Source organism: Kribbella capetownensis, assembly GCF_004331485.1.
Classification (GTDB): Bacteria; Actinomycetota; Actinomycetes; order Propionibacteriales; family Kribbellaceae; genus Kribbella; species Kribbella capetownensis.
This window is the reverse complement of sequence record NZ_SJKD01000013.1, coordinates 110,702-131,603: the sequence shown is the minus strand read 5'-3', so window position 1 is coordinate 131,603 and position 20,902 is coordinate 110,702. Positions and strand designations below refer to the sequence as shown.

Sequence of the window (20,902 nt, the reverse complement as noted above, 5' to 3'; positions counted from 1 at the left end):
ATCCGGGAGGCCGGCCTGTCAAGGAGAATTTCGATGGATGAGGGTGCGACCCGGCGTGACCGGCAGCGGGCCGCGACACTGGCCGACATCAAGGCAGTCGCGCGGCGGCTGCTGGTCAGCGGCGGCGTGGGCGCGGTCGGCCTGCGTGCGGTCGCGCGCGAGCTCGGCCTGACCCCACCGGCCCTGTACCGCTACTTCCCGAGCCACGAGGCGCTCGTCACCGCCCTCATCGCCGACCTGTACGACGAACTGACCGGTGCGCTGATGGAGTTGCAGGCCGCCGACACCGACGCGGATCTCGGTGCCCGGCTGTTCCTGCTGACCAACGGACTGCGGGACTGGGCGCTCGCGCATCCCTCGGAGTTCGCGCTGCTGTTCGGTACGGCGATTCCGAACCCGGATGCCAAGGACCACGCGGACACCCCTGGGCATCAGGCGGCGATGCGCTTCGGGGCCGTGTTCAAGGACCTGGTCGCGCAGATCTGGCACTGGAAGCCGTTCCCGTACCCGGCCGACGAGGACCTCGGACCGGTGCTGCTCGCCCAGCTGCAGCAAGAGACGGAGGAGTTCCAGGGCATGCCGGCCGGTGCGATCTACCTCGCGCTGAGCTACTGGGTCAGGCTCTACGGCTTGATCTGCATGGAGGTCTTCGGACAGCTGCACTGGGTGCTGCCGGATGCCGGCGCGTACTTCGAAGCCCAACTTCGCGAGATCGGCGAAGAACTCGGCCTGGACTGCCCACCACCGGAGTGAGGGCAGAAAAAAGCCCGCGAGCGCTTCCAGAACGCGACCGGGTGGCCGAACTCTGGGTCAGGCGGACTGACCTGACTGCCCGCGGGCCCGGTGGCTGGCGTTGAATTGGCCGACCACATGCCCACTTGTTAGTGGTTGGCGGTTAGCCCGCCGCCACCTCACGAGTCCGATAGCAATTCATGCGTTGGACCACCTCCCTTCGCGTGTACTGAAAACCTACTGTTCGAAGGCCCGGCGTTCAACCAGTTTTCGCGCACAGACGAACGGGGTGCCGTGGTCCCATAGGAGACATGCTGAGACTCGGACTTCCGGTCATCGTGATCCTGCTGGTCGGAACCGCCTGGATGGCGTGGGCGTCGTACCGCCGGGCTGCCCAGGCCGAGCAGGCCCTGGCCGAGGTCAACGCCGAGCACCGGGCATTGATGCACGAGGTCAGGACGCTGGAACGGGCGGTCGCGGCTGCCGAGCAGGGCTTGCGTACGCTCAGCTCGCATCCGTCGGTGCCGCGCGATGTCGCGGTCACCGCAGACCTGACCCTCGCCGACATCCGGCGACTGGTGGAACGCAAGGAGCTCGACGACTGATGGCCAAACTGGGGAGTGCGACCGCCGTCGCCAAGGGTGGGAGCACGAAGGTCAAGGTGATCGGCGGCCTGATCGCGGCCGTGATCGTGATCATCGCGTTGTTCAACATCTTCAACTTCGCCGACACCGACGCGAACCGGATCGGTCTGCACTACGGCGGCGGCGTGATCGAGGACAAGAAGTTCAAGTCGGTCATCCCGCCGGGCTCCACGAACAAGCTGATCGGCCCTGGCGACACGGTCTACACCTACCCGGTCGACCAGCGCTCGTACATCATCGGCGGCGACGGTGCCGACACCGACGCGGCCGACGAGGTCACCGTGGTCAGCAAGGACAACGTCCGGCTCGGGGTCCGGGTCCAGGTGTACTTCACCCTGAACCGGGACGAGGCCGTGCTGAAGTCGTTCCACGAGCGGATCGGGCTGAAGACCGACGCGTACGAGGACGACGGCTGGGACCAGATGCTGCAGAGCTACTTCCGGCCCCAGATCGACCGGGCGCTGGCGGCGGTCGCGGCCGACTACGGCTGGGCCGAGCTCTACAACAACGAGTCGAAGAAGGCGGCCTTCCAGTCCGCCGCGGCGAAGGAGTTCACCCGGCTGCTGCCGGCCGCCGTCGGCGGTGACTACTTCTGCGGCCCGTCGTACAACGGCACCAACGACTGTGGCGAGCTGTCCTTCACGATCCAGAAGCCGACGCCGCTGGACAAGGGCATCATCGACGGCCTCGAGGCCAAGCAGCGGGCCGAGCTGGCCAAGGCGACCCAGGAGCAGAAGAACCAGCAGGTCAACGTCGAACTGCAGTCGGTCAAGGCACAGGTCGCGATGCTCGGCGCGCAGGGCTACCTGCTGAAGACCGCGATCGAATCGGGCAAGATCCAGTTCATGGTCATCCCGCAGAACGGCAACGTCAGCATCCCGGTGCCGACGCCGGCCACCACGACCCAGCAGCCGGGCAACTGAGCTGAGCTGAGTGATGTCCGCGCTGCCGTCGCACCTCGAGCTCGTGCAGGGCGTCGTCCTGCCCAAGCCGGTCGGCGCGGACCCGGTCCTCGACTTCGTCAACACTCGGTCCGACTGGACCACCCGTGGCCCGGCGCGGACCGAGTGGCTGACCTCGTACGAGGCCTTCCTGATCTGGAACTCGTACGTCGGCCTGGTGCCGCCGGCCACCGTGTTCCGGCTGATCGAGCAGGCCGGTGGCAAGCCGACCGAGGCGACGCGGCGGCTGCACACGACCCTCGAGTTCAGGACCGAGCTGTACGACGTACTGACCGGGCAGGCGACCGCTGAGTCGTTCGAAGCCGTGGCCCTGGTGATCGAACGGGCGTCAGGCCGACGGCAGTTGGTGCTGTCGGACGACGGCCCGGTGTGGGAGCTGCCGGAGGATCTGGCGCTCCCGTTGGACAACCTGGCTCTGCTCGCGGGTGAGCTGCTGACCGGACCGTCGCGGGCGCATGTCCGGATGTGCCCGGGGGAGTCGTGCGGCTGGCTGTTCCTCGACCCGCGCGGGCGCCGGCGGTGGTGCTCCATGGCGACGTGCGGCAACCGGGCCAAGGTCCGAGCCCACGCGGCCCGCGCCCGCTAGTTGAAGAGCGCCGGGTCGACCATGATCCACGTGTGCCGGGCGCGAGCGAGCACGCGGCCGTCGGCGTCGTACAGGGTGCTCGCGGTGAATGTCTTACGGCCCTCCTCGCCGAGGTAGCGGCCGAGCGCCACGCACTGCTCGCCGGGCTGCGGGCGCGCGTCGATGCAGGCCGTCAGTTGACCGAGAACCGACGGGCGGCCCTCCAGATCGATCGTCCACCCGCCGGGGCAGTCGAGCGCGGACCACACGAACACGTCGTCGACCAGGCCGTCGGTCACCAGATCGCCGCTCGGCTGCCACGTGCACGCCGTTCGTCCGTCGCCGAGCGGTCCTGGCTTGAGCTGCAGGCCGTCCGGGTTCTCCGGCCCGCAGACGAAGCAACTCGGGAACGGATGATTGCTCAGACCCTTGTACGCCGCCTCGGCCGCACGAGCCTCATCGGGCGACACCGGGTCGATGGTCGCGTCGGCCAGGAAGGCGGCGTCCACCGGTACGGCGTCGGCGACCACGGCCTCCCCGTCCGTCAGTCGCGCCCCTTCGACGTCGGCGTCCAGCGCCAGGTCCTTCTCGATCGGTGGCGGCATCCGCAGCGTCACCCGCGGCACCACACCTGCGCCGATCCGCTCGGCCAGCGCAGTACCCACCTGTCCTGCGACGTACCCGCCATTGCCTGACCGCTTGGGTCCCTGAAACCGCCGTTCCACCCGAACCAGACTCATACCGCACGACCCTAACCAGACGCCCGATCACGGCGGCAACCGGACCGCGATCGGGAAGTGTGAGGGCTGTGAACCGTGGGAAGGAAGGAGTTTTCAGATAAATCTGAGGAATTCTCGGAGATTAGGGAGCTGAGCCCTCCAGTTCAAACGACCGTTTGAACTATGCTGACTGCAGGCTACGGCGAGTGAGCAGGTGGGGTGCCTGAGCGAGCGGTAGCCGGGGGGAAGGAGAAGTTTGTGGAAACACCGGTCGAATCGACCCGGGAGAGATTGCTCAATGTCGCCGAGCAACGCTTCGGTGAAGGGGGTTACGAGGGAACGTCGCTGCGCGCCATCACGGTCGCGGCGGCGGCGAACATCGCCGCGGTCAACTACCACTTCGGCTCGAAGGAAGCGTTGTTGCGAGCCGCGGTCGCGCGCGCGATGGCGCCGGTCAACACCGAGCGCCGGCGCCGGCTGGACCAGTTGGAGGCCCGCGGCGGGCCGAGCGCGGAGCAGGTGATCCGCGCATTCATCGAGCCCGGGCTGGATCTGGTCCTGCGCCGGGGTGAGCGTGGCGCGGTGGTCGCGCGTTTCATCGGCCGGATCGCGTTCGATCCGAGCCAGCGGATCCGGGAGTTGTACGCCGCCGAGTCCGACCCGATCGAATCGCGGTACCTGGCCGCGCTTCAGTCGGCTTTGCCACACGCCTCGCCCGAGGCGGTCGCCTTCGGATACGTGAACATGCTCGGACTGCTCGCGTTGCACCAGTCCCAGGCCTTGTCCCGCGCGCCTGGCGTGGACGATGCCGAGGACCCGGGCAAGCTGGCCGAGAACCTGGTCGCGTTCCTGGTCGCCGCCTTCGACCGGGGCCTCCGGACCTGATCCGGTGGCGGCCGATGACCCGCGGCGCCCTGCCCGCGGATTTTCGGACGCAACTGAACCAGAGTCGCCGGTGTCCCGCAAGCGATGCACGCACCTGGACACCGCCATCGCTCGAGCTACATCGCTTGCGGGACACCAGTGGTCTGGTCGAGGTTGTCCAGAGATTGCTCACGGATGTTCGGACTGCCCGGTAACGCTGCATAATGGCGCTCCGTGGACCCCTGTGAAGTCGTGGTTGCCGTCGATCTCGGTGGAACCCGGATGAAGTGCGGCCTGGTCGCCGCGGACGGTGCCGTGCTGCACCGCGAGACCAGGCCGACTCCCCGGGAGGCCGGGGGCCGCGCCGTGCTCGATGCCCTGCTGGAAACCGTCGTCGAGCTGAGCCAGAAGGCGACTGCGGACGGTCACCGAGTGCGTGCGATCGGTGTCGTCGTGCCCGGTGTCATCGACGCCGAGTCCGGCACGGTCGGCGCCGAGAACCTGGAATGGGTCGGTACGCCGGTGCGCGCCGAACTCGAGACCGCGATCGGTGACGGCGTACCGATCGTGCTCGCCCACGACGTCCGCGCCGGCGGATACGCCGAGCTCCGCCAGGGCGCACTCACCGGCACTACCAACTCGATGTTCCTGCCGCTCGGCACCGGCATCGCCGCCGCGATGGTGATCGACGGCTCCCTGGTCAGCGGCGACGGCTGGGCCGGCGAACTCGGCCACACCCGATTCGTCCACGGCGACGCGGCCGAGCAGTGCGCCTGTGGTCAGTGGGGCTGCCTCGAGACGGTCGCCTCCGCGGCCGCCCTGGCCCGTCGGTACGGCGCCCGTACCGGCCGGACCGTGGACGGCGCGCGCGAGGTCCTGGAGTTGCTGGCTGCAGGAGATCCGGACGCCGCACATGTCTGGGACGACGCGCTGAGGGCGCTGATCGACGCGCTCGTCCTCTACACGACTCTGGTCGCGCCGACCCGGATCGCAATCGGCGGCGGGCTGGTGGGCGCGGGAGAGACTCTGCTCCAACCGCTGCGCGACGGCATCCACGCGCGGCTCACCTTCCAGCGCGAGCCCGAGATCGTGGCCGCCGTACTCGGCGAGGACGCGGGCTGCCTCGGCGCCGCGGTGATGGCCTGGGACCGCGTGACCACCGACGAGAGTGGAGATCAGACGGTATGACGACGTATCGCGTGGGCCGGCTGGTCACGCCGGACGACGTTCTGGAGAACGCCTGGATCCAGGTGGTCGACGCGGACATCGTCGCGTTCGGCCGCAGGTCGGAGGGGATGCCGGCCGACGGCAAGCGGCCCGAGGACCTCGGCAACGTCACCGTCGTCCCGGGCTTCGTCGACATCCATACTCACGGCGGCGGCGGATCGACGTACTCGACGACCGACCCGGAGGAGGCGCGCAAGGTCGCGGCCTTCCACGCCCGGCACGGTACGACGACCACCCTCGCCAGCCTGGTGACGGCGCCGCTCGATGACATCGTCTCGCAGACCGCCTGTCTCGCGGACCTCATCACCGACGGCGTGATCGCCGGTGTCCACCTCGAAGGACCGTTCCTGTCCGCGGCACGGTGTGGTGCGCACGAGCCGACGCTCCTACGAGACCCGGTCGCCGACGACGTGACGAAGGTCCTGAGCGACGCGGTGAAGATGGTGACGATCGCGCCGGAGCTCGAACACGGTCTGGACGCGATCCGCCAGGTGGTCGACGCGGGGGCCGTCGCCGCGCTCGGGCACACTGACGCGACGTACGAGCAGATGATCGCCGGTGCCGACGCTGGGGCGACCGTGGCCACGCACCTGTTCAACGGGATGCGGCCGTTCCACCACCGCGATCCCGGGCCGGTCGGTGCCGCGCTCAACGACGAACGGCTGCTGCTCGAGGTGATCAACGACGGCCTGCACCTGGATCCGCAGGTCGTCCGGGTCGCCCTCGCGGCGGCTGGAGTGAACCGGATCGCCCTGATCACCGACGCGATGGAGGCCACCGGGATGCCGGACGGCCGGTACAAGCTCGGCAGTCTCGAGGTGGACGTGAAGGAAGGCCTGGTGACGCTTGCTCACGGCAAGCATTCGATCGCCGGCAGCACGTTGACGATGGATGTCTCCTACGCCAACGCGGTGAAGGCCGGGGTGTCCCTGGTGGACGCGTCCCGGATGGCGTCGACCACGCCGGCGCAGGCCTTCGGCTGGTACGACGTGGGTGGGATCGAGACCGGCAAACGGGCGGATCTGGTGCTGCTGGACGACGGGTACGTCGTTCAGAAGGTGATGCGGGCAGGGTCGTGGCTGGACTGATCGGGACCATCACCCTCAACCTCGCGCTGGACGTCACGTATGAGGTCGACGAGCTCGTCGTCGGTGGCAGTCACCGCGTCGGCACTGTCCGACAGCGGGCCGGTGGCAAGGGTGTGAACGTCGCTCGAGTGGCGTCGACGTTAGGACACCAGGTACTGGTGCTCGGGTTCGTCGGCGGGGTCACCGGTGAGCTGGTTGCCGAGGAGCTGTTCGATGCCGGCCTGACCGCACTGCTCACGCCGATCGCCGGCGAGACCCGGCGTACCGTTGCCATCGTCAACGGTGCCGACGGGGACGCGACGATCTTCAACGAGACCGGGCCTTCGGTGACCGCCGACGAGTGGCGTGCGTTCGGGGACCGGATGCCGTGGTCGCGGCTGGGCGTGCTGGCGTGCTCCGGCAGCCTCCCGCCGGGTCTGCCTGCTGACGCGTACGCCGAACTCGCGGTCCGCGCGCGGCATCACGACGTACTGACCGTGATCGACGCCGGCGGTGCCGCGCTGACCGCGGCTGCGAAGGCTGGTGCGGTGGTGCGGTCCAACGCGGCCGAGTTACGTGACGCCTTGGGCGATACGACGGTCGAGGACGGCGCCCGGCAGTTGGTCGGGTTGGGCGCGAGCGCGGCCGTGATCACCGACGGGTCGCGCGGCATGGTTGCTGCCAGCAACAATGGTGTGTGGCGCGCGCTGCCGGTCGAGAAGGTGAGTGGCAACCCGACTGGTGCCGGCGATGCCTGTACGGCGGTGGTTGCGGCGGCCGTCGCGGAATCGCCGGAGCCCGACTGGTCCGTCGTACTGAAGTCCGCCGTGGCCGCATCGGCCGCTGCGGTGCTGACACCGGTTGCCGGGGACATCGACCTGGCCGCCTACCGCCGCTGGCACCCCCAGGTCACGGTCAACTCTTAAGGAGAAGTCGAATGCCTTTGGTGTCTGGGGCAGAGGTCGTCCTCGCTGCCGCTAAAGCCGGTCGCGGGGTCGGTGCGTTCAACGTGATCCAGTTGGAGCACGCGACCGCGTTGATCGCCGGCGCCGAGCAGGTCGGTGCGCCGGTCATCCTGCAGATCAGCGAGAACGCGGTGAAGTACCACGGCGCCCTCAAACCGATCGGTGTCGCCACCCTGGCCGCTGCGGCCGCCGCGACGGTCCCGGTGGTCGTCCACCTCGACCACGCGATGGATCGCGACCTGGTCACCGAGGCAGTCTCACTCGGCTTCACCTCCGTCATGTACGACGCGTCGAAGCTCGAGTACGCCGACAACGTCGCGTCGACCACCGAGGTGACGGCGTTCTGCCATGACCACGGCGTGTTCGTCGAGGCCGAGATCGGTGAGGTCGGCGGCAAGGACGGCGTGCACGCGCCCGGAGCCCGCACCCGCCCCGACGACGCCCTCGCCTTCGCCGAAGCCACCGGCGTCGACGCCCTGGCTGTCGCCGTCGGCTCCTCTCACGCCATGACCGAACGTACGGCGTCCCTCGACTTCGACCTCATCACCGAACTCCACGCCGCCGTCCCCGTCCCCCTCGTCCTGCACGGATCCTCCGGCGTCGCCGACCCCGACCTCAGCCGAGCCGTCGAGGCAGGCATGACCAAGGTCAACATCGCCACCCACCTCAACAACGTCTTCACCGCCAAGGTCCGCGAAGTCCTCGGGGGCAACCCGGCCCTGGTCGACACCCGCAAGTACCTCGGCCCGGCCCGCGACGAGGTAGCCGCCGAGGTGGCCCGCCTGCTGATCATCCTCAGGGCCACGTCCTCAGAGTGATGCGCCGCCCCGGACCCAGTTGGCCCGCAGCTCGTCGCGGGCCTGCTGGACCCGCACCCGAGCGGTCTCATCGGGCACTTCGAAGTCCTCGATCAGCCGGGTGAGCGCGAGCTCCAGCGCCGCGACGGCCGCGTCCTCCTCGGTCAGCTCGGCTTCGGTCACCCCACGCAGCCCGACCGCGAGCGCGGCGAGCCCCGCCACCTCCTGCGGGGTCAGCCGCAACCGGATCTCCGTCCTGGTGTCCACGGTCGCTCCTTCGGTTCTTGGTACAGTCATCGTGCAGTGCAACGACCGTGTTGCACAAGAGCCCTCGGTGAGGAGTGGCCGGAGATGACCATCGCGGTGGACGAGACGCTGCGCGAGGCGACCGTCGCCGTCCTCGCCGAGCACGGCTGGTCCGGCGTCACGCTGGAGCGGGTCGCCGAGAAGGTCGGCCGGTCCCGCGTCACGTTGTGGCGGCAGGGACTGACCGTCGAACTGCTGCTGAACTCGCTGCTCGACGCCCTGGCCGAGGACTACCGGGACACGCTGTGGCCGATCCTGGCCGGCTCCGGCACCGGCCGAGAAGGCCTGGTCAAGACGCTCGAGGCCTTGTTCGACGTGATCGACCGGCATCTGCCGCTGATCCTGTCCTCGGACCTGGTGTTCCACCAGGAGCAGGCACGCAACGGCCCGGTCTCGTTCATCGATCCGTTCGAGCGGTTCCTGCGCGAGGGCGAGCAGGACGGTTCGCTGCATCCGCACGGCCGGATCAGCGACGTGGCGGAGGTGCTGATGGTGTCGGCGATCTTCACCTACGTGCACATGCGCGGCCGGCACCACTGGTCCAAGGCCCGGGTCCGCCGGCTCACCCTCGACCTGACGCTGCGCGGAGTCCTGAACTTCTGAAACATGGTCGTTGCAATTTCTGCAACAGTCATGTTTCACTGACGGGACCGACAGCTTTGGAGGGACCGCCATGACACTGCCCTACGCCGAACCGCTGATCCGCCGCGACCCGCCGCCGCGCGTGATCCCCGAACCACCCCGCGTCGGCGAGCCCGGTGGGGATCCGTGCGGCCTCTGCGACTGGCTGGCGTCGTTCGAGAAGTCCGAACACCGGCCGCCGCTCTGGATGGACGACAACTGGGCGCTGTGCCCGGCCAAGGACGTCACCATCCCCGGAGTGGTCTGGCTGGCCAGCCGGGGTCACCACGACAGCTTCGCCGACCTACCCGCCGCCCACGCGACCAGCTACGGTCCGGTGGTCGCCCGGATCGAGCGAGCGATCCTCGGGCTCGGCGGCATCGCCCGGGTCCACGTCTATCGTTGGGGCGACGGTTCGGCCCACTTCCACGTGTGGTTCTACCCGCGGCCGCTGGGCATGCTGGAGGCGCGCCGGGAGATGCTGCCGCTGTGGGCCGACCTGATGCCGCCGGCGCCCGAGGAGGACGTTGCCGATGCCGACCGGAAGATCGCCGCGGCGATGGCGGCGGGCGACTGACGTGAGTGCCGCCCAGCCTCAACCCGCCCAGCCTCAACCCGCCCAGCGTCAACCCGCCCAGCCTCAACCCGCTCTGGCCCGGCGGTTGGGCGTTGGCGACGCCGTCGTGGTCGGCCTCGGGTCGATGGTCGGCGCCGGGGTCTTCGCGGTGTGGGGCCCGGCTGGGCGGGCCGCCGGGTCGGGGCTGCTGATCGGGTTGGCGATTGCCGCGGTTGTTGCCTACTGCAACGCGGTGTCCTCGGCTCAGTTGGCGGCTGTCTATCCGGTCTCGGGTGGGACGTATGTGTACGGGCGGGAGCGGCTGGGGGAGTGGTGGGGCTTCGCCGCCGGTTGGTGTTTCGTGGTGGGGAAGACGGCGTCGTGTGCCGCGATGGCGTTGACGTTCGCGACGTACGCCGTACCGGGTGGCGGATGGTTGCGCAGGCTGGTTGCGTTGGCTGCCGTGGGCGGGTTGGCGGCGGTCAACTATCGAGGTGTCACCAAGACCGCGCGACTGACCAGGATCCTGGTCGCCTGCACGCTCGCAGTCCTCGCGCTCGTCCTGATCGTGCTGCTCACCGGTGAGCCACATCGCGACCTGGAGCTCACCGGCACCTCGCCGTACGGCGTCCTGCAGGCCGCGGGACTGTTGTTCTTCGCGTTCGCCGGGTACGCGCGGATCGCGACCATGGGTGAGGAGGTCCGGGAGCCGGCCAAGACCATCCCGCGGGCGATCAGTACCGCCGTCATCGTTGCTATCGGCATCTACCTTGCCGTCGGCGTGGCGCTGCTGCTCGTGCTCGATCCGGCGACGACCATCGCCCCGCTCGCCGCCGCGGTCGACACCGTCGGCGCTGCCTGGGCCAGTCCCGTCGTCCGGATCGGCGCCGCGCTCGCGAGCCTGGGCGCGCTCCTCGCCCTGATCGCCGGCATCGGTCGTACGTCGCTCGCGATGGCCCGCAACCACGATCTCCCCGGCTGGCTGGCCGCCGTCCATCCACGCTTCCAGGTCCCGCACCACGCCGAGCTCGCGCTCGCCGTGGTCGTCGGCATCCTCGTCCTGACCACCGACCTGCGCGGCATGATCGGCTTCTCGTCGTTCGGCGTCCTGCTGTACTACGCGATCGCCAACGCCTCGGCCTTCACACAGCCGGCCGATCAGCGTCGATGGCCCCGTGCCCTCAACGTGATCGGCCTCATCGGCTGCGTCGTTCTCGCCGTCACCCTCCCGTGGACGTCAGCGGTGGTGGGCGCCGGACTCCTCGCGATCGCCCTGATCGTCAGGAAACTCAGGACAGGTCGCGGCGGATCCGCCAGAAGCTGAACCCGGTCAGTCCCAGCGCCAGCAGCAAGAACAGCCCGAACTCACGCCACTGCAGCGCCCAGAACCTGTCCGCATCGAAGTACTTGATGTGCTGCCGGTAGCCCTCGTCCGCCATCCGTTGGAAGCAAGCGGCCGCTTCCGGTCGCTCGGCGGCGGTCTGATTGGGCGGTCCAGGCTCGCACCCGATCACCCAGCTCGGCAGCGTGCCCACTGTGTTGCCGGCCTTGTCCACGGTGCGGTCGGACAGTTTCCAGGCGCCGACTGACCCGCTCGCCACCTCGATCTGCTTCACTGTTGGAGGATTGCCGTCCCCGGTCAGCATGAAGCCACGAATGTTGTCCAGGCTGACGGTCAGATAGGTCTCCGTCGGCGCCATCAGGTGCGGCCGGATCAAGGTCGGGGTGAGGACCTGCACCAGGATCACCGCGGCCAGCGTGATCGCGAGGGCGACGACAGTACGCCGGACGACGAGCCCGATCGCGACCCCGAGCGCGAAGGCGAAGGCGGCGTACCCGATCGGGACCAGACCGCGGGCGCCGAAGACCGGCGGGAACATCCGCGGCAGGTAGCTGTTCGACTGCTGGCCGGCGTTGATCGCGTCGTCGATCGGGTCTGACCACCAGGTGACCGCCAGGCTCAGCAGGGCGGTGATCCCGATCGCGGCGAGTCCGGTGAATCCGACCTTGGTGGCCAGCCAGCGCCACCGCGAGACGCTCTGGCTCCACACCAGCCGGTGGGTGCCGGTCTCCAGTTCGCGGGCGATCAGGGGTGCGCCCCAGAACGCGCCGATCACCGGCGGAACGGCGTACAGCAGGACCTGCCCGGCGTTGTACAGCACCGGGTTGAGGCGCTCGAAGCCGAGATTCGCGATGAAGTCGTCGGCCAGGCGGTGGTAGTCGTCGAGCAGGCCGGGGCCGGTCACCGCCAGGACGACCGCGGCCGCGGCGAGCACGGACGCGACCACGAGGAACTGGACGCGGAACTGCCGCCAGGTCAGCCAAATCATCGCTGCACCTCCAGGACCGGACGTTCGGGTTGAGCGGGGACGCTGCTGGCCATGTACGCCAGTACCAGGTCCTCGAGGGTGAGTTGGGTGACGGTCCAGGCCGGATCGAGGATCGGCTTCTCGGTCCGGATCAGGAACGTCGACTGCACGTCGGTGTGGCTCTCGGTCACCACGTGCTGATCGCCAGGCAGATCCTTGGCGGCGCGGCGTGGACCGGTCAGCCGGAAGTGCGTCGCCAGCAGGGTGTCGATCTCGCCGCTGACCTGGACCCGCGAGTCGACCAGCACGATCACGAAGTCGCAGGAACGCTCCACATCGGAGACCAGGTGCGAGGACAGCACGACGCTGAGCTCCTGCTCGGCGACAGCCTCCATCAGGTCCTGCAGGAACTCGCGCCGGGCCAGCGGGTCGAGCGCGGCAACTGGTTCGTCGAGGATCAGCAGGTCGGGCCGCTTGGCCAGGCCGAGAGTGAGCGCGAGCTGGGCTCGCTGGCCGCCGGACAGCTTGCCGGCCTTCTGCTTCGGGTCCAGCCCGAGTCGCTGGATCCGCCGGGCCACGGCGTGGTCCCAGCCGGGATTGAGTTTCGCACCGAGCTTCAGGTGGTCGGCGACGCTCAACCGGGCGTACGTCGGCGCGTCCTGAGCGACGTACCCGACCTTGGCCTGCTGTGCGCCGGGCGGCCCGCCCAGCACCTCGACGGATCCGGCGCTCGGCGTGAGCATCCCGACGGACAGGTTGAGCAGCGTGCTCTTGCCGGCGCCGTTCGGGCCGACGAGCCCCACGACGTGTCCGGCCGGCACTTCCAGATCGCAGTCGGTCAGCGCCCAGCGCCGGCCGTACTTCTTACCCAGGCCGCGAGCCTGCAGGACGGGGGTCATGCTAAGTCCTCCAGAGCGGCGGACCGAAAGGTCGTCAGGAACAACGCCTCGATGCTCTCGTCGTCGAGGCCGGCCTTGCGTGCCTTCGCCAGCCAGCGGCGCAGGTCCTGCCGCAGCGGGCCGTGCGCGGCCAGCGTGTTGTCGGTCAGCGTCCGGGTCACGAACGTGCCGCGTCCCGGCCGGGCCTGCACCAGGCCTTCGTGCTCCAGCTCGCGGTACGCCTTGAGCACCGTGTTCGGGTTGATCGCCAGCGCCGCGACGACGTCCTTCACCGTCGGCAACTGGTCGCCCTTGCGCAGCAGTCCGAGGCGCAGCGCGTTCCGGACCTGCTGGACGATCTGCTGGTACGGCGACACCCCCGACCGCCCGTCCAGATGGAACTCGATCATCAACCAAACCCCATTCATCTAGTTACCTAGCACTATAGATGTATGGGTGAGGTGGGCGTCAAGGGTGCGGACGTGCGCCACTCACCAACCCCTGCTCACTCGCCGGGTTCGACCGGCGGTGAGCGGGTGGCGGCGGGCACTGAGTGGTTGGTGAGTGGCGGAGATCCGGGGATCAGCGGATGGCGTCGTACCGGCGGAGTGCCTCGCGGCGGGCTTCGGCGTGGTCGACGACCGGATCGGGGTAGCCGTGCTTCCACGGTTCGTGGACCGCGCTGGCGTCGAGATCGCGCAGCTCGGGCACCCAGCGGCGGACGTACTCGCCGTCGGGATCGAACTTCTTGCCCTGGCCGACCGGGTTGAAGATCCGGAAGTACGGCGCCGCGTCGGCTCCGCAGCCGGCCACCCACTGCCAGTTCAGCGAGTTCGACGCGAGGTCGCCGTCACGCAGCGATCGCATGAACCAGCGGGCGCCGAACTTCCAATGCACATGCAGGTCCTTGACCAGGAACGACGCGACCACCATCCGCACCCGGTTGTGCAGAAAGCCGGTCTCGGCGAGCTGCCGCATCCCGGCATCGACGAACGGATACCCGGTCCGGCCTTCGCGCCACGCATCGAACAGCGCGCCGGGTTCGTCGTACTCCATCCGCTCGAACTCAGGCCGTAGTGGCTTCCAGGCGGCATCGGGATACCGCGCGAGCAGATCCGCGCAGAACTCGCGCCAGGCGAGCTGGCGACGATAGGCCTCCGCGCCCTGACTGCGTTTGCGCGCCAGGTCGGCGAGCATGGTGCGCGGGTGGATCTCGCCGTACTTCAACGGAATCGACATCCGTGAGGTGCTGTCGAGATCCGGCCGATCCCGCTCGTCGTCGTACCGCGCGACGTCGTCGAGGTACTCCTGCCACTGGTCGAGCGCGGCGCTGCCCAGGGTGCTCTTCGGAAGATCCTCACCACCTGCCTCGAGCCACCTGACGTTCGCCGGCGCAGCGACCGGGCGACGCCAGCCGTGCTCGAGCCAGGCACGGAAGTACGGCGTGAACACCTGGTACGGGCGATTCTGCTGATTCAGGATGCGCCCGGGAGCGATCGCGTACGGCGATCCGGTCGCCACCAGCGGACACTTCAATGAGGCTTCAACTTCTTTGTCCCGGCGCTGTCCGTAAGGGCCGTAGTCCGCGCTGATGTGGACACTGGCCGCGCCGATCTCCTCGGCCGACGCCGGTACGACGGTTGCCGGATCACCCCGTCGTACGACGAGCCGGCCGCCAATGGAATCGGAGAGCTGCCGCAACGACGCCGTCAACTGCTCACGGCGTGGATCACCCGCGCGGTCCCACAGTTGCGGGTCGAGCACGAACAGGCCGAGCACCCGGCCGTCACCCGCGGCGACTGCGTCAAGCAGCGCAGGATTATCGGTCAGCCGGAGGTCCCGCCGGAACCACATCACCGCAGGCGCCATCGGTCCATCCTGCGTGCAGTTGCGCTGATGACCTACTCGATCCGCGTGTTCACCGGGAATTCGGTCAGGCTTGCCTACATAGGTGAGAATGGTTGTCGTGAGCGAGCTGATCGATACCACCGAGATGTACTTGCGGACCGTCTACGAGCTGGAGGAAGAGGGGATCCTGCCGCTGCGCGCGCGGATCGCCGAACGCCTGCACCAGTCCGGTCCGACGGTCAGCCAGACAGTCGCCCGGATGGAGCGCGACGGGCTGATCAAGGTGGAGGGCGACCGCCACCTGGAGCTCACCGACGTCGGCCGGAAGCAGGCGGTCCGGGTGATGCGCAAGCACCGGCTGGCCGAGCGGCTGCTGGTCGACGTGATCGGGCTGGAGTGGGAGGACGTGCACGCGGAGGCCTGCCGCTGGGAGCACGTGATGAGCGACGCGGTGGAGCTGCGGTTGCTCAAGATCCTGAACAACCCGACCGAGTCGCCGTACGGGAACCCGATCCCGGGTCTGGAGGAGCTGGAGACCAGCGGCCGGGCGAGCGGGATCGAGGACTTCCGGATCGGCGTCGAGCCGCTGGACAAGGTGCTCGACGCGTCCACCGGCGAGAGTGTCCGGGTGCTGGTCCGCCGGATCGCCGAGCCGGTCCAGACCGACGACGGCGCGATGGCCGTACTGCGCCGGGCCGGCGCGCTGCCGGGCCGCGAGGTCGATTCGACAATGGACTCCGAGGGTGTCCTGGTCGGCAGCCGCGAGGCGGGCGGCGTGATCAGCGACGAGACCGCCGGCCACATCTTCGTCAGCCGGGTCTGAGTTCAAAGCTGTATTAAGAGACCACCCACGCTGTGCGCTCGATGGTGTACGGCGGGTGGTCACGAGGTAGCCTCACTGCGCGATGTCCGAGAATCTGATCGACTGGCCCGAGTACCTGCGCGAGTTCCACACCGCGACTCCGGGTAGCACCGAAGCCCTGCTCTCCCGCGCGGTGGCCGGCGACCACACGCCGTACCGCTGGTTGGTTCGCGCCGTCTCCGGCGAGGCGCGGCGCGTCCTCGACCTGGCCTGCGGCAACGGGCCGGTCTCCCGCGAGCTGCACGGCCACTGGGTCGTCGGCGTCGACAACAACCCGGCTCAGCTGGCCGGTGCGCCCGGTCCACGGGTGCAGTCCGACGCGTTGCACCTGCCGTTCGCGAACGAGGTGTTCGACGTCGTCACCTGCTCGATGGGCCTGATGGTGCTGCAGCCGCTGCCGGCGGTCCTGGCCGAGGCGGCCCGGGTACTGCGTCGCGGCGGTGTCCTGGCCGCGATCGTGCCCGCCGTACGACCGCTCCGCCGCGGTGACATCCGCACGCTGAGCGGTCTGACCACGCGGCTGCGATCGACCCCGCAGTTCCCGGCCGGTGGCGAGATCACCGAGCTCAAGGACCAGCTCCACCACGCCGGGTTCGACGTGATGGAGAGCCAGCGGGAGCGGTACGTCTACATGATCCGCAGCCGCGACGACGCCCACCGTCTGGTGAACGCGCTGTACCTTCCCGGTACGCCGGATGCCCGTCGCGACACCGCGGCCGGATGGCTGGCGGACCGCGCGGAGTCGAAGGACGGCCTCGAGGTCGCGATCCCGATCCGCCGGATCACAGCCATGCGCACCAAGCTCGCTCTGACCGCCTGACGATCAAGGGGCGTGGATCCGCCCGCAGGTAGGTAGCGTGTGCCTGTGGGTGCGCTGAGCTGGTCCGTCCGGACGGTCGACCGGGCGCTCGACGGAGAGACTGTCTACCGCGAGCTGCTGGCCGAAGAACCTGTTGCGTTCTGGCTCGACGGCAGCCTGACGGACCGGGCGATACGACGTGTCTCCGTGCTCGGTACGACGGCCGGGCCCGACGCCGAGGTTGTCGTCCGGGATGCCGCCGATGGCGATGTGTTCGTTGAGCTGGGCGAGCGGCTGGCGGAGAAGGCCGGCCGGCTGGACGCCGTACCGGACGAGCTGACCGGACTCTTCAACGGTGGGTACGTCGGGTACTTCGGTTACGAGCTCAAGGCGCTGACCGGGGGAGTCGCGGCGCATGAGGCGCCGACACCGGACGCGCTGTGGATCTGGGCGAACCGGTTCGTCGTGATCGACCACGACCGGGACATCACGTACCTCGTCGCCGTCGACGAACGAGACGCGGGCGCGGGGTGGCTGGACCGGGCGGTGCGGACCGCGTCGGACTGGTGGATGGCCGGCGACGGCGTACCGGCGATCGCGCGGCTCGACCTCGAGGCGCATCTCGAGCAGGACCGGCCGACGTACCTGGCCGGGATCGAGGCGTGCATGGCGGCGCTGGAGGCGGGGGAGACGTACGAGATCTGCCTGACCAACCGGGTCCGCCTGCCGTCCGTACCCGACCCGTTCGAGTTCTTCCGCTGGCAGCGGGCGACCAACCCGGCGCCGTACGCCGCCTTCCTCCGGTACGGCGATCTGGCGGTGGCCAGCTCGTCGCCGGAACGGTTCATGACCGTGGACGCGGACGGGTGGGCCGAGTGCCGCCCGATCAAGGGGACCGCGCCGCGGGATTCGGACCCGGCGCAGGACCAGTTGGCGGCGAAGGCGCTGGCCGAGGACGAGAAGACCCGGGCCGAGAATCTGATGATCGTCGACCTGATCCGCAACGACCTCGGCCGGGTCAGCCAGCCAGGCACGGTGCACGTGCCGCAGCTGATGCAGGTCGAGAGCTACCGGACCGTCCATCAACTCGTCACCACGGTCCGCGGCCGGTTGCGCTCCGGGGTGAGTGCGATCGACGCGGTCCAGGCGTGCTTCCCGCCGGGATCGATGACGGGCGCGCCGAAGATCCGCACGATGGAGATTCTGGACTCGTTGGAGTCGAGTGCCCGTGGCGTGTACTCGGGTGTGCTCGGCTATCTGACCGTGGACGGGCGGGCGGATCTGAGTGTGGTGATCCGTACGGCGGTACTGACGCCGGACGGAACGGTAGTAGGCGCGGGGGGTGCGATCGTGCTCGACTCCGACCCGGTCGCGGAGTACGACGAAATGGTGCTGAAGGCAATGGCAGCCGTGGGCGGGAACGCCGCGGCCGAAGGGTGGGGGACATGAGTGGTGGTCTGCGGGTGGCGGACTCGTTCTTGGTTGCTGATAGCAAGGTTCGGGGGATCGAGCTGCACCGGGAGCGGTTCGTCGGGTCGTGTGCTGCGGCGGGGGTGGATGCGTCGGCGTACTGGGACAAACAGGTCGGCCGGTTGCCGGGTTTCGGTCGCTGGTTTCCCAGGTTCGAGCTGCACGAGTCGGGTGAGCTGGCGGTTCAGCGCCGGCCCGCTCCGCCGACCGGCGGCCGCCTCCGGGTCGCCGTACTCGAGGGTCCGGATCCACGCACCGAGCCGCGGGTCAAGGGCCCTGACCTGGAGCTGCTGGGCAAGCTGAAGGAGTCCGCCGCGCATCGTGCCGACGAGATCCTCCTGCTCGACCAGGACGGCACCGTGCTGGAGGCCGCCTACTCGGCTCTCGCCTGGTGGGAGGACGACACGCTCTGCTTCCCACCGCCCGACCGCCCGCTCCTGCCGTCCGTGACCGCCCAACTCCTCCGCCGCGTCGCCACCGCCCAAGGCACGCCCGTCTCCGAACACCCCATCACCCCGACCGAGCTCCAGAACACCACCGAGGCCTGGCTCGTCAACGCCCTGCACGGCATCCGCCCCATCCACGCCTGGTCCGACTCCGCCATAGACCCCCTCCCCAACTCCCAAGCCCCCCACTGGCAATCCCACCTAGAAGCCCTCTCCCAACCCCTCTAGGCAGGTTCGCCGGCGGGTTGTTTGCTCGCTGGCCGGATAGAACCCCGCCAGCGGTGACAGAACCCGCCAGCGACTCGATCGCTTGTTAAAGTGATATCACTTTGCTACCTTGGGGATATTCGAGAGGAGCTGGTGATGGCGGACGTGGATGTTGCGGTGGAGATGCCGAAGCCGAAGGTGACCGAGCGGGGCGCCTGGGAGGTCAACGGGTGGCCGATGGCCGGGCTGGCGTTCGTGCTGGTGGTGGGCGCCGTGGCGTTGTTCGTGATCGGCGTGAGCCAGGACCAGGGCGTGCTGACCGCCGTCTCCGTGCTGATCTTCCTGGCCGGCCTGATCGTGGGCGCCGGGTTGACGCCGGTCTCGCCGGGCCGCGCTCGCGTGCTGCAGATCCTCGGTCGGTACGCCGGGACGCTGCGCACCGACGGTCTGCGCTGGGTGAACCCGATCTCCCAGCGGCGCGAGATCTCCACCCGGATCCGCAACCACGAGACGGCCGTTGCCAAGGTCAACGATTCCGACGGCAACCCGATCGAGATCGCCGCGGTGGTGGTCTGGCAGGTCGAGGACACCGCGCAGGCGATGTTCGAGGTGGACGACTTCGTCGAGTTCGTCGCGATCCAGACCGAGACCGCGGTCCGGCACATCGCCAACAGCTACCCGTACGACGTGCACTCCGACGAGGGTGGCCTGTCGCTGCGGGACAGCACCGACGAGATCACCGAGACGCTGTCGGCCGAGATCGCCGCGCGGGTGCAGGCGGCCGGGGTGCATGTGATCGAGTCGCGCATCACCCACCTCGCGTACGCACCGGAGATCGCCCAGGCGATGCTGCGCCGCCAGCAGGCCGGCGCGGTCGTCGCGGCCCGGCAGCGGATCGTCGAGGGCGCGGTCGGCATGGTCGAGCTCGCCCTGGCCCGGCTGTCCGAGCACGAGGTGGTCGACCTGGACGAGGAGCGCAAGGCGACCATGGTCAGCAACCTGATGGTGGTCCTGTGTGGCGACCGGGATGCCCAACCGGTGGTCAACGCCGGCTCGCTCTACCAGTGAGCGGGCGCCGTGGCCGTCGAACGCAAGAAGATCCTGCTCCGGCTGGATCCCGTGGTGCATGACGCGCTGGCCCGGTGGGCGGCCGACGACCTGCGCAGCACCAACGCACAGATCGAGTACCTGCTCCGGCGGGCGCTGGCCGATGCCGGCCGGCTGCCGTCAGGTGTCGGCAAGATCCGCCGCCCGGGCCGTCCGGCCAAGGAGGAAGACCATGAGTAGAGCTGTGGTGACGCCGCTGCGGCGGCCCGCCCGGAGTGTCCCGACCCGACGCCCGGCACGTGCCCGGAAGACTGTTGCCCTCGGCAAGGCGAAGGCGCCGGATGCCTTGGCAGCAAGGGTCTTCCTGCTCGCCTACGACCCGATGAAGGGTCGCCTGACGAACACCTCGAAGCTTGGCAAGCTGCTCCGCGCGGCCGCGCTGGTCGACCTCCAGCTCGCCGGGAACCTTGCCGACGACAACGGTCGTGCCCGGCTGACGAAGCTCGCCGTACCGGACGATCAGGTCCTGGCAGGGATCCTGGCCGACATCGGCAGCCGAGGTCCCCGCAAGTGGAAGACCTGGGTCGACCGTCGGCAGCGCGCGATCGTCCGCGAAGTCCGCAGCGACCTGGAGCGTGCCTACCTGATCAGGGTCGAGTCGTACCGCGTCCTCGGTCTGTTCCCGGCCCATCGCATCACGCTCCGGCATCCGCTGATCCGGCGCCAGGTGCTTCAGAGTGCGACGGACACCCTCCGCCCGTCCCGGCTGGTCACACGTGTCGACCTCCGTGACGCGGCGGTCGTCGTCCTGGCCGCGACCGCGGATCTGCGCACGGTCGTCACCAAGGACCAGCGCAATCGTCACAAGGACCGGCTGGCGCAACTCGGCGTCCGGGTCGGGCCCGTCGTACCGGCGCTGAAGAAGTCTTTGCAGCAGTCGTCGTACGCCGCAGCCGGCTGACCCTCATGAGGTGCTATGGTTCGTTACTCAAGTAATGAACCGGTGGACCG

Annotated in this window: 25 protein-coding genes; 19 read left to right on the top strand and 6 right to left on the bottom strand. The window is 69.0% G+C overall.

What is annotated here, in order from left to right:
- The first annotated feature begins 33 nt into the window (after positions 1–33).
- The 4 genes from E0H75_RS39200 (at position 34) to E0H75_RS39185 (ending at position 2,924) form a co-directional block, all read left to right on the top strand.
- Entirely contained in the window at positions 34–753 is a 720-nt protein-coding gene (locus E0H75_RS39200; RefSeq protein ID WP_131518793.1) for a TetR/AcrR family transcriptional regulator, read from the top strand.
- Between the two features lie 290 nt (positions 754–1,043).
- On the top strand, positions 1,044–1,337 hold the full coding sequence (locus tag E0H75_RS39195) for a hypothetical protein (RefSeq protein ID WP_238163536.1): 294 nt from the start codon (positions 1,044–1,046) through the stop codon (positions 1,335–1,337).
- Positions 1,337–2,299, top strand: a complete 963-nt coding sequence (locus E0H75_RS39190; RefSeq protein WP_131518791.1) for an SPFH domain-containing protein — start codon at positions 1,337–1,339, stop codon at positions 2,297–2,299. Before E0H75_RS39195 ends, E0H75_RS39190 begins: the two co-directional genes overlap by 1 nt.
- 13 nt (positions 2,300–2,312) lie before the next feature.
- Entirely contained in the window at positions 2,313–2,924 is a 612-nt protein-coding gene (locus E0H75_RS39185) for a CGNR zinc finger domain-containing protein (protein ID WP_131518790.1), read from the top strand.
- Here the strand turns inward: E0H75_RS39185 and E0H75_RS39180 are convergent.
- Positions 2,921–3,643: a hotdog family protein gene (locus E0H75_RS39180; RefSeq protein ID WP_131518789.1), complete on the bottom strand. Its 723-nt coding sequence runs from the start codon at positions 3,641–3,643 to the stop codon at positions 2,921–2,923. The two genes, E0H75_RS39185 and E0H75_RS39180, sit on opposite strands and share 4 nt — an antisense overlap.
- 237 nt (positions 3,644–3,880) lie before the next feature.
- On the opposite strand from E0H75_RS39180, the gene E0H75_RS39175 reads away from it, so the two are divergent.
- The 5 genes from E0H75_RS39175 (at position 3,881) to E0H75_RS39155 (ending at position 8,563) form a co-directional block, all read left to right on the top strand.
- A complete protein-coding gene (locus E0H75_RS39175) occupies positions 3,881–4,507 on the top strand; it encodes a TetR family transcriptional regulator (RefSeq protein WP_131518788.1) in 627 nt (208 codons plus the stop codon).
- A gap of 213 nt (positions 4,508–4,720) precedes the next feature.
- Positions 4,721–5,674: an ROK family protein gene (locus tag E0H75_RS39170; RefSeq protein ID WP_238163535.1), complete on the top strand. Its 954-nt coding sequence runs from the start codon at positions 4,721–4,723 to the stop codon at positions 5,672–5,674.
- A complete protein-coding gene (nagA, locus tag E0H75_RS39165) occupies positions 5,671–6,801 on the top strand; it encodes an N-acetylglucosamine-6-phosphate deacetylase (protein ID WP_131518787.1) in 1,131 nt (376 codons plus the stop codon). The genes E0H75_RS39170 and nagA overlap by 4 nt, the downstream gene beginning before the upstream one ends.
- The gene (locus E0H75_RS39160; protein ID WP_131518786.1) at positions 6,789–7,706 is read left to right on the top strand and encodes a 1-phosphofructokinase family hexose kinase; all 918 of its coding nucleotides are present in this window, start codon (positions 6,789–6,791) and stop codon (positions 7,704–7,706) included. Before nagA ends, E0H75_RS39160 begins: the two co-directional genes overlap by 13 nt.
- 11 nt (positions 7,707–7,717) lie before the next feature.
- On the top strand, positions 7,718–8,563 hold the full coding sequence (locus E0H75_RS39155; protein ID WP_131518785.1) for a class II fructose-bisphosphate aldolase: 846 nt from the start codon (positions 7,718–7,720) through the stop codon (positions 8,561–8,563).
- Here E0H75_RS39155 and E0H75_RS39150 read toward each other — a convergent pair.
- Positions 8,555–8,809 carry a hypothetical protein gene (locus E0H75_RS39150; protein WP_131518784.1) on the bottom strand — a complete coding sequence of 85 codons (255 nt, stop codon included), beginning with the start codon at positions 8,807–8,809 and terminating at the stop codon, positions 8,555–8,557. The two genes, E0H75_RS39155 and E0H75_RS39150, sit on opposite strands and share 9 nt — an antisense overlap.
- 84 nt (positions 8,810–8,893) lie before the next feature.
- Here E0H75_RS39150 and E0H75_RS39145 point away from each other — a divergent pair, with 84 nt between their 5' ends.
- From E0H75_RS39145 to E0H75_RS39135, 3 genes are all read left to right on the top strand, one after another.
- A complete protein-coding gene (locus tag E0H75_RS39145; RefSeq protein ID WP_131518783.1) occupies positions 8,894–9,451 on the top strand; it encodes a TetR/AcrR family transcriptional regulator in 558 nt (185 codons plus the stop codon).
- A 70-nt stretch (positions 9,452–9,521) separates the two neighbouring features.
- Positions 9,522–10,046, top strand: a complete 525-nt coding sequence (locus tag E0H75_RS39140; protein WP_131518782.1) for a hypothetical protein — start codon at positions 9,522–9,524, stop codon at positions 10,044–10,046.
- Positions 10,047–10,131: 85 nt separating this feature from the next.
- The gene (locus E0H75_RS39135; protein WP_238163534.1) at positions 10,132–11,349 is read left to right on the top strand and encodes an APC family permease; all 1,218 of its coding nucleotides are present in this window, start codon (positions 10,132–10,134) and stop codon (positions 11,347–11,349) included.
- Here the strand turns inward: E0H75_RS39135 and E0H75_RS39130 are convergent.
- The 4 genes from E0H75_RS39130 to E0H75_RS39115 all read right to left on the bottom strand — a co-directional run bounded on the left by E0H75_RS39130 (position 11,315) and on the right by E0H75_RS39115 (position 15,081).
- Positions 11,315–12,355, bottom strand: coding sequence for an ABC transporter permease (locus tag E0H75_RS39130; RefSeq protein ID WP_131518780.1), 1,041 nt, complete (start codon positions 12,353–12,355; stop codon positions 11,315–11,317). The two genes, E0H75_RS39135 and E0H75_RS39130, sit on opposite strands and share 35 nt — an antisense overlap.
- On the bottom strand, positions 12,352–13,233 hold the full coding sequence (locus E0H75_RS39125) for an ABC transporter ATP-binding protein (RefSeq protein WP_131518779.1): 882 nt from the start codon (positions 13,231–13,233) through the stop codon (positions 12,352–12,354). Before E0H75_RS39125 ends, E0H75_RS39130 begins: the two co-directional genes overlap by 4 nt.
- Positions 13,230–13,622, bottom strand: a complete 393-nt coding sequence (locus tag E0H75_RS39120) for a GntR family transcriptional regulator (RefSeq protein ID WP_131360545.1) — start codon at positions 13,620–13,622, stop codon at positions 13,230–13,232. The genes E0H75_RS39125 and E0H75_RS39120 overlap by 4 nt, the downstream gene beginning before the upstream one ends.
- A gap of 172 nt (positions 13,623–13,794) precedes the next feature.
- Entirely contained in the window at positions 13,795–15,081 is a 1,287-nt protein-coding gene (locus E0H75_RS39115) for a cryptochrome/photolyase family protein (protein ID WP_131518778.1), read from the bottom strand.
- Positions 15,082–15,169: 88 nt separating this feature from the next.
- On the opposite strand from E0H75_RS39115, the gene E0H75_RS39110 reads away from it, so the two are divergent.
- The 7 genes from E0H75_RS39110 (at position 15,170) to E0H75_RS39080 (ending at position 20,852) form a co-directional block, all read left to right on the top strand.
- Positions 15,170–15,883, top strand: a complete 714-nt coding sequence (locus E0H75_RS39110) for an iron-dependent transcriptional repressor DtxR (protein ID WP_131518832.1) — start codon at positions 15,170–15,172, stop codon at positions 15,881–15,883.
- Positions 15,884–15,965: 82 nt separating this feature from the next.
- Positions 15,966–16,742 (top strand): class I SAM-dependent methyltransferase, encoded by a 777-nt coding sequence (locus tag E0H75_RS39105; protein ID WP_131360541.1) that lies wholly within the window; start codon positions 15,966–15,968, stop codon positions 16,740–16,742.
- Positions 16,743–16,787: 45 nt separating this feature from the next.
- Positions 16,788–18,170, top strand: coding sequence for an aminodeoxychorismate synthase component I (pabB, locus tag E0H75_RS39100; protein WP_131518777.1), 1,383 nt, complete (start codon positions 16,788–16,790; stop codon positions 18,168–18,170).
- Positions 18,167–18,865: an aminotransferase class IV gene (locus tag E0H75_RS39095; RefSeq protein WP_131518776.1), complete on the top strand. Its 699-nt coding sequence runs from the start codon at positions 18,167–18,169 to the stop codon at positions 18,863–18,865. Before pabB ends, E0H75_RS39095 begins: the two co-directional genes overlap by 4 nt.
- A gap of 135 nt (positions 18,866–19,000) precedes the next feature.
- Entirely contained in the window at positions 19,001–19,912 is a 912-nt protein-coding gene (locus E0H75_RS39090) for an SPFH domain-containing protein (protein WP_131518775.1), read from the top strand.
- 9 nt (positions 19,913–19,921) lie between these two features.
- Positions 19,922–20,131, top strand: a complete 210-nt coding sequence (locus tag E0H75_RS39085; RefSeq protein WP_131360533.1) for a type II toxin-antitoxin system antitoxin — start codon at positions 19,922–19,924, stop codon at positions 20,129–20,131.
- Positions 20,124–20,852, top strand: coding sequence for a GOLPH3/VPS74 family protein (locus tag E0H75_RS39080; protein ID WP_131518774.1), 729 nt, complete (start codon positions 20,124–20,126; stop codon positions 20,850–20,852). The genes E0H75_RS39085 and E0H75_RS39080 overlap by 8 nt, the downstream gene beginning before the upstream one ends.
- The last annotated feature ends 50 nt before the right edge of the window (positions 20,853–20,902 follow it).

Bases quoted from the DNA above. Each gene is read 5' to 3' on its own strand.
- E0H75_RS39200 (WP_131518793.1), top strand. From the start codon at position 34: ATGGATGAGGGTGCGACCCGGCGTGACCGGCAGCGGGCCGCGACACTG.
- E0H75_RS39195 (WP_238163536.1), top strand. From the start codon at position 1,044: ATGCTGAGACTCGGACTTCCGGTCATCGTGATCCTGCTGGTCGGAACC.
- E0H75_RS39190 (WP_131518791.1), top strand. From the start codon at position 1,337: ATGGCCAAACTGGGGAGTGCGACCGCCGTCGCCAAGGGTGGGAGCACG.
- E0H75_RS39185 (WP_131518790.1), top strand. From the start codon at position 2,313: ATGTCCGCGCTGCCGTCGCACCTCGAGCTCGTGCAGGGCGTCGTCCTG.
- E0H75_RS39180 (WP_131518789.1), bottom strand. From the start codon at position 3,643: ATGAGTCTGGTTCGGGTGGAACGGCGGTTTCAGGGACCCAAGCGGTCA.
- nagA (WP_131518787.1), top strand. From the start codon at position 5,671: ATGACGACGTATCGCGTGGGCCGGCTGGTCACGCCGGACGACGTTCTG.
- E0H75_RS39155 (WP_131518785.1), top strand. From the start codon at position 7,718: ATGCCTTTGGTGTCTGGGGCAGAGGTCGTCCTCGCTGCCGCTAAAGCC.
- E0H75_RS39145 (WP_131518783.1), top strand. From the start codon at position 8,894: ATGACCATCGCGGTGGACGAGACGCTGCGCGAGGCGACCGTCGCCGTC.
- E0H75_RS39140 (WP_131518782.1), top strand. From the start codon at position 9,522: ATGACACTGCCCTACGCCGAACCGCTGATCCGCCGCGACCCGCCGCCG.
- E0H75_RS39130 (WP_131518780.1), bottom strand. From the start codon at position 12,355: ATGATTTGGCTGACCTGGCGGCAGTTCCGCGTCCAGTTCCTCGTGGTC.
- E0H75_RS39125 (WP_131518779.1), bottom strand. From the start codon at position 13,233: ATGACCCCCGTCCTGCAGGCTCGCGGCCTGGGTAAGAAGTACGGCCGG.
- E0H75_RS39120 (WP_131360545.1), bottom strand. From the start codon at position 13,622: ATGATCGAGTTCCATCTGGACGGGCGGTCGGGGGTGTCGCCGTACCAG.
- E0H75_RS39115 (WP_131518778.1), bottom strand. From the start codon at position 15,081: ATGGCGCCTGCGGTGATGTGGTTCCGGCGGGACCTCCGGCTGACCGAT.
- E0H75_RS39110 (WP_131518832.1), top strand. From the start codon at position 15,170: ATGGTTGTCGTGAGCGAGCTGATCGATACCACCGAGATGTACTTGCGG.
- E0H75_RS39105 (WP_131360541.1), top strand. From the start codon at position 15,966: ATGTCCGAGAATCTGATCGACTGGCCCGAGTACCTGCGCGAGTTCCAC.
- E0H75_RS39095 (WP_131518776.1), top strand. From the start codon at position 18,167: ATGAGTGGTGGTCTGCGGGTGGCGGACTCGTTCTTGGTTGCTGATAGC.
- E0H75_RS39090 (WP_131518775.1), top strand. From the start codon at position 19,001: ATGGCGGACGTGGATGTTGCGGTGGAGATGCCGAAGCCGAAGGTGACC.
- E0H75_RS39080 (WP_131518774.1), top strand. From the start codon at position 20,124: ATGAGTAGAGCTGTGGTGACGCCGCTGCGGCGGCCCGCCCGGAGTGTC.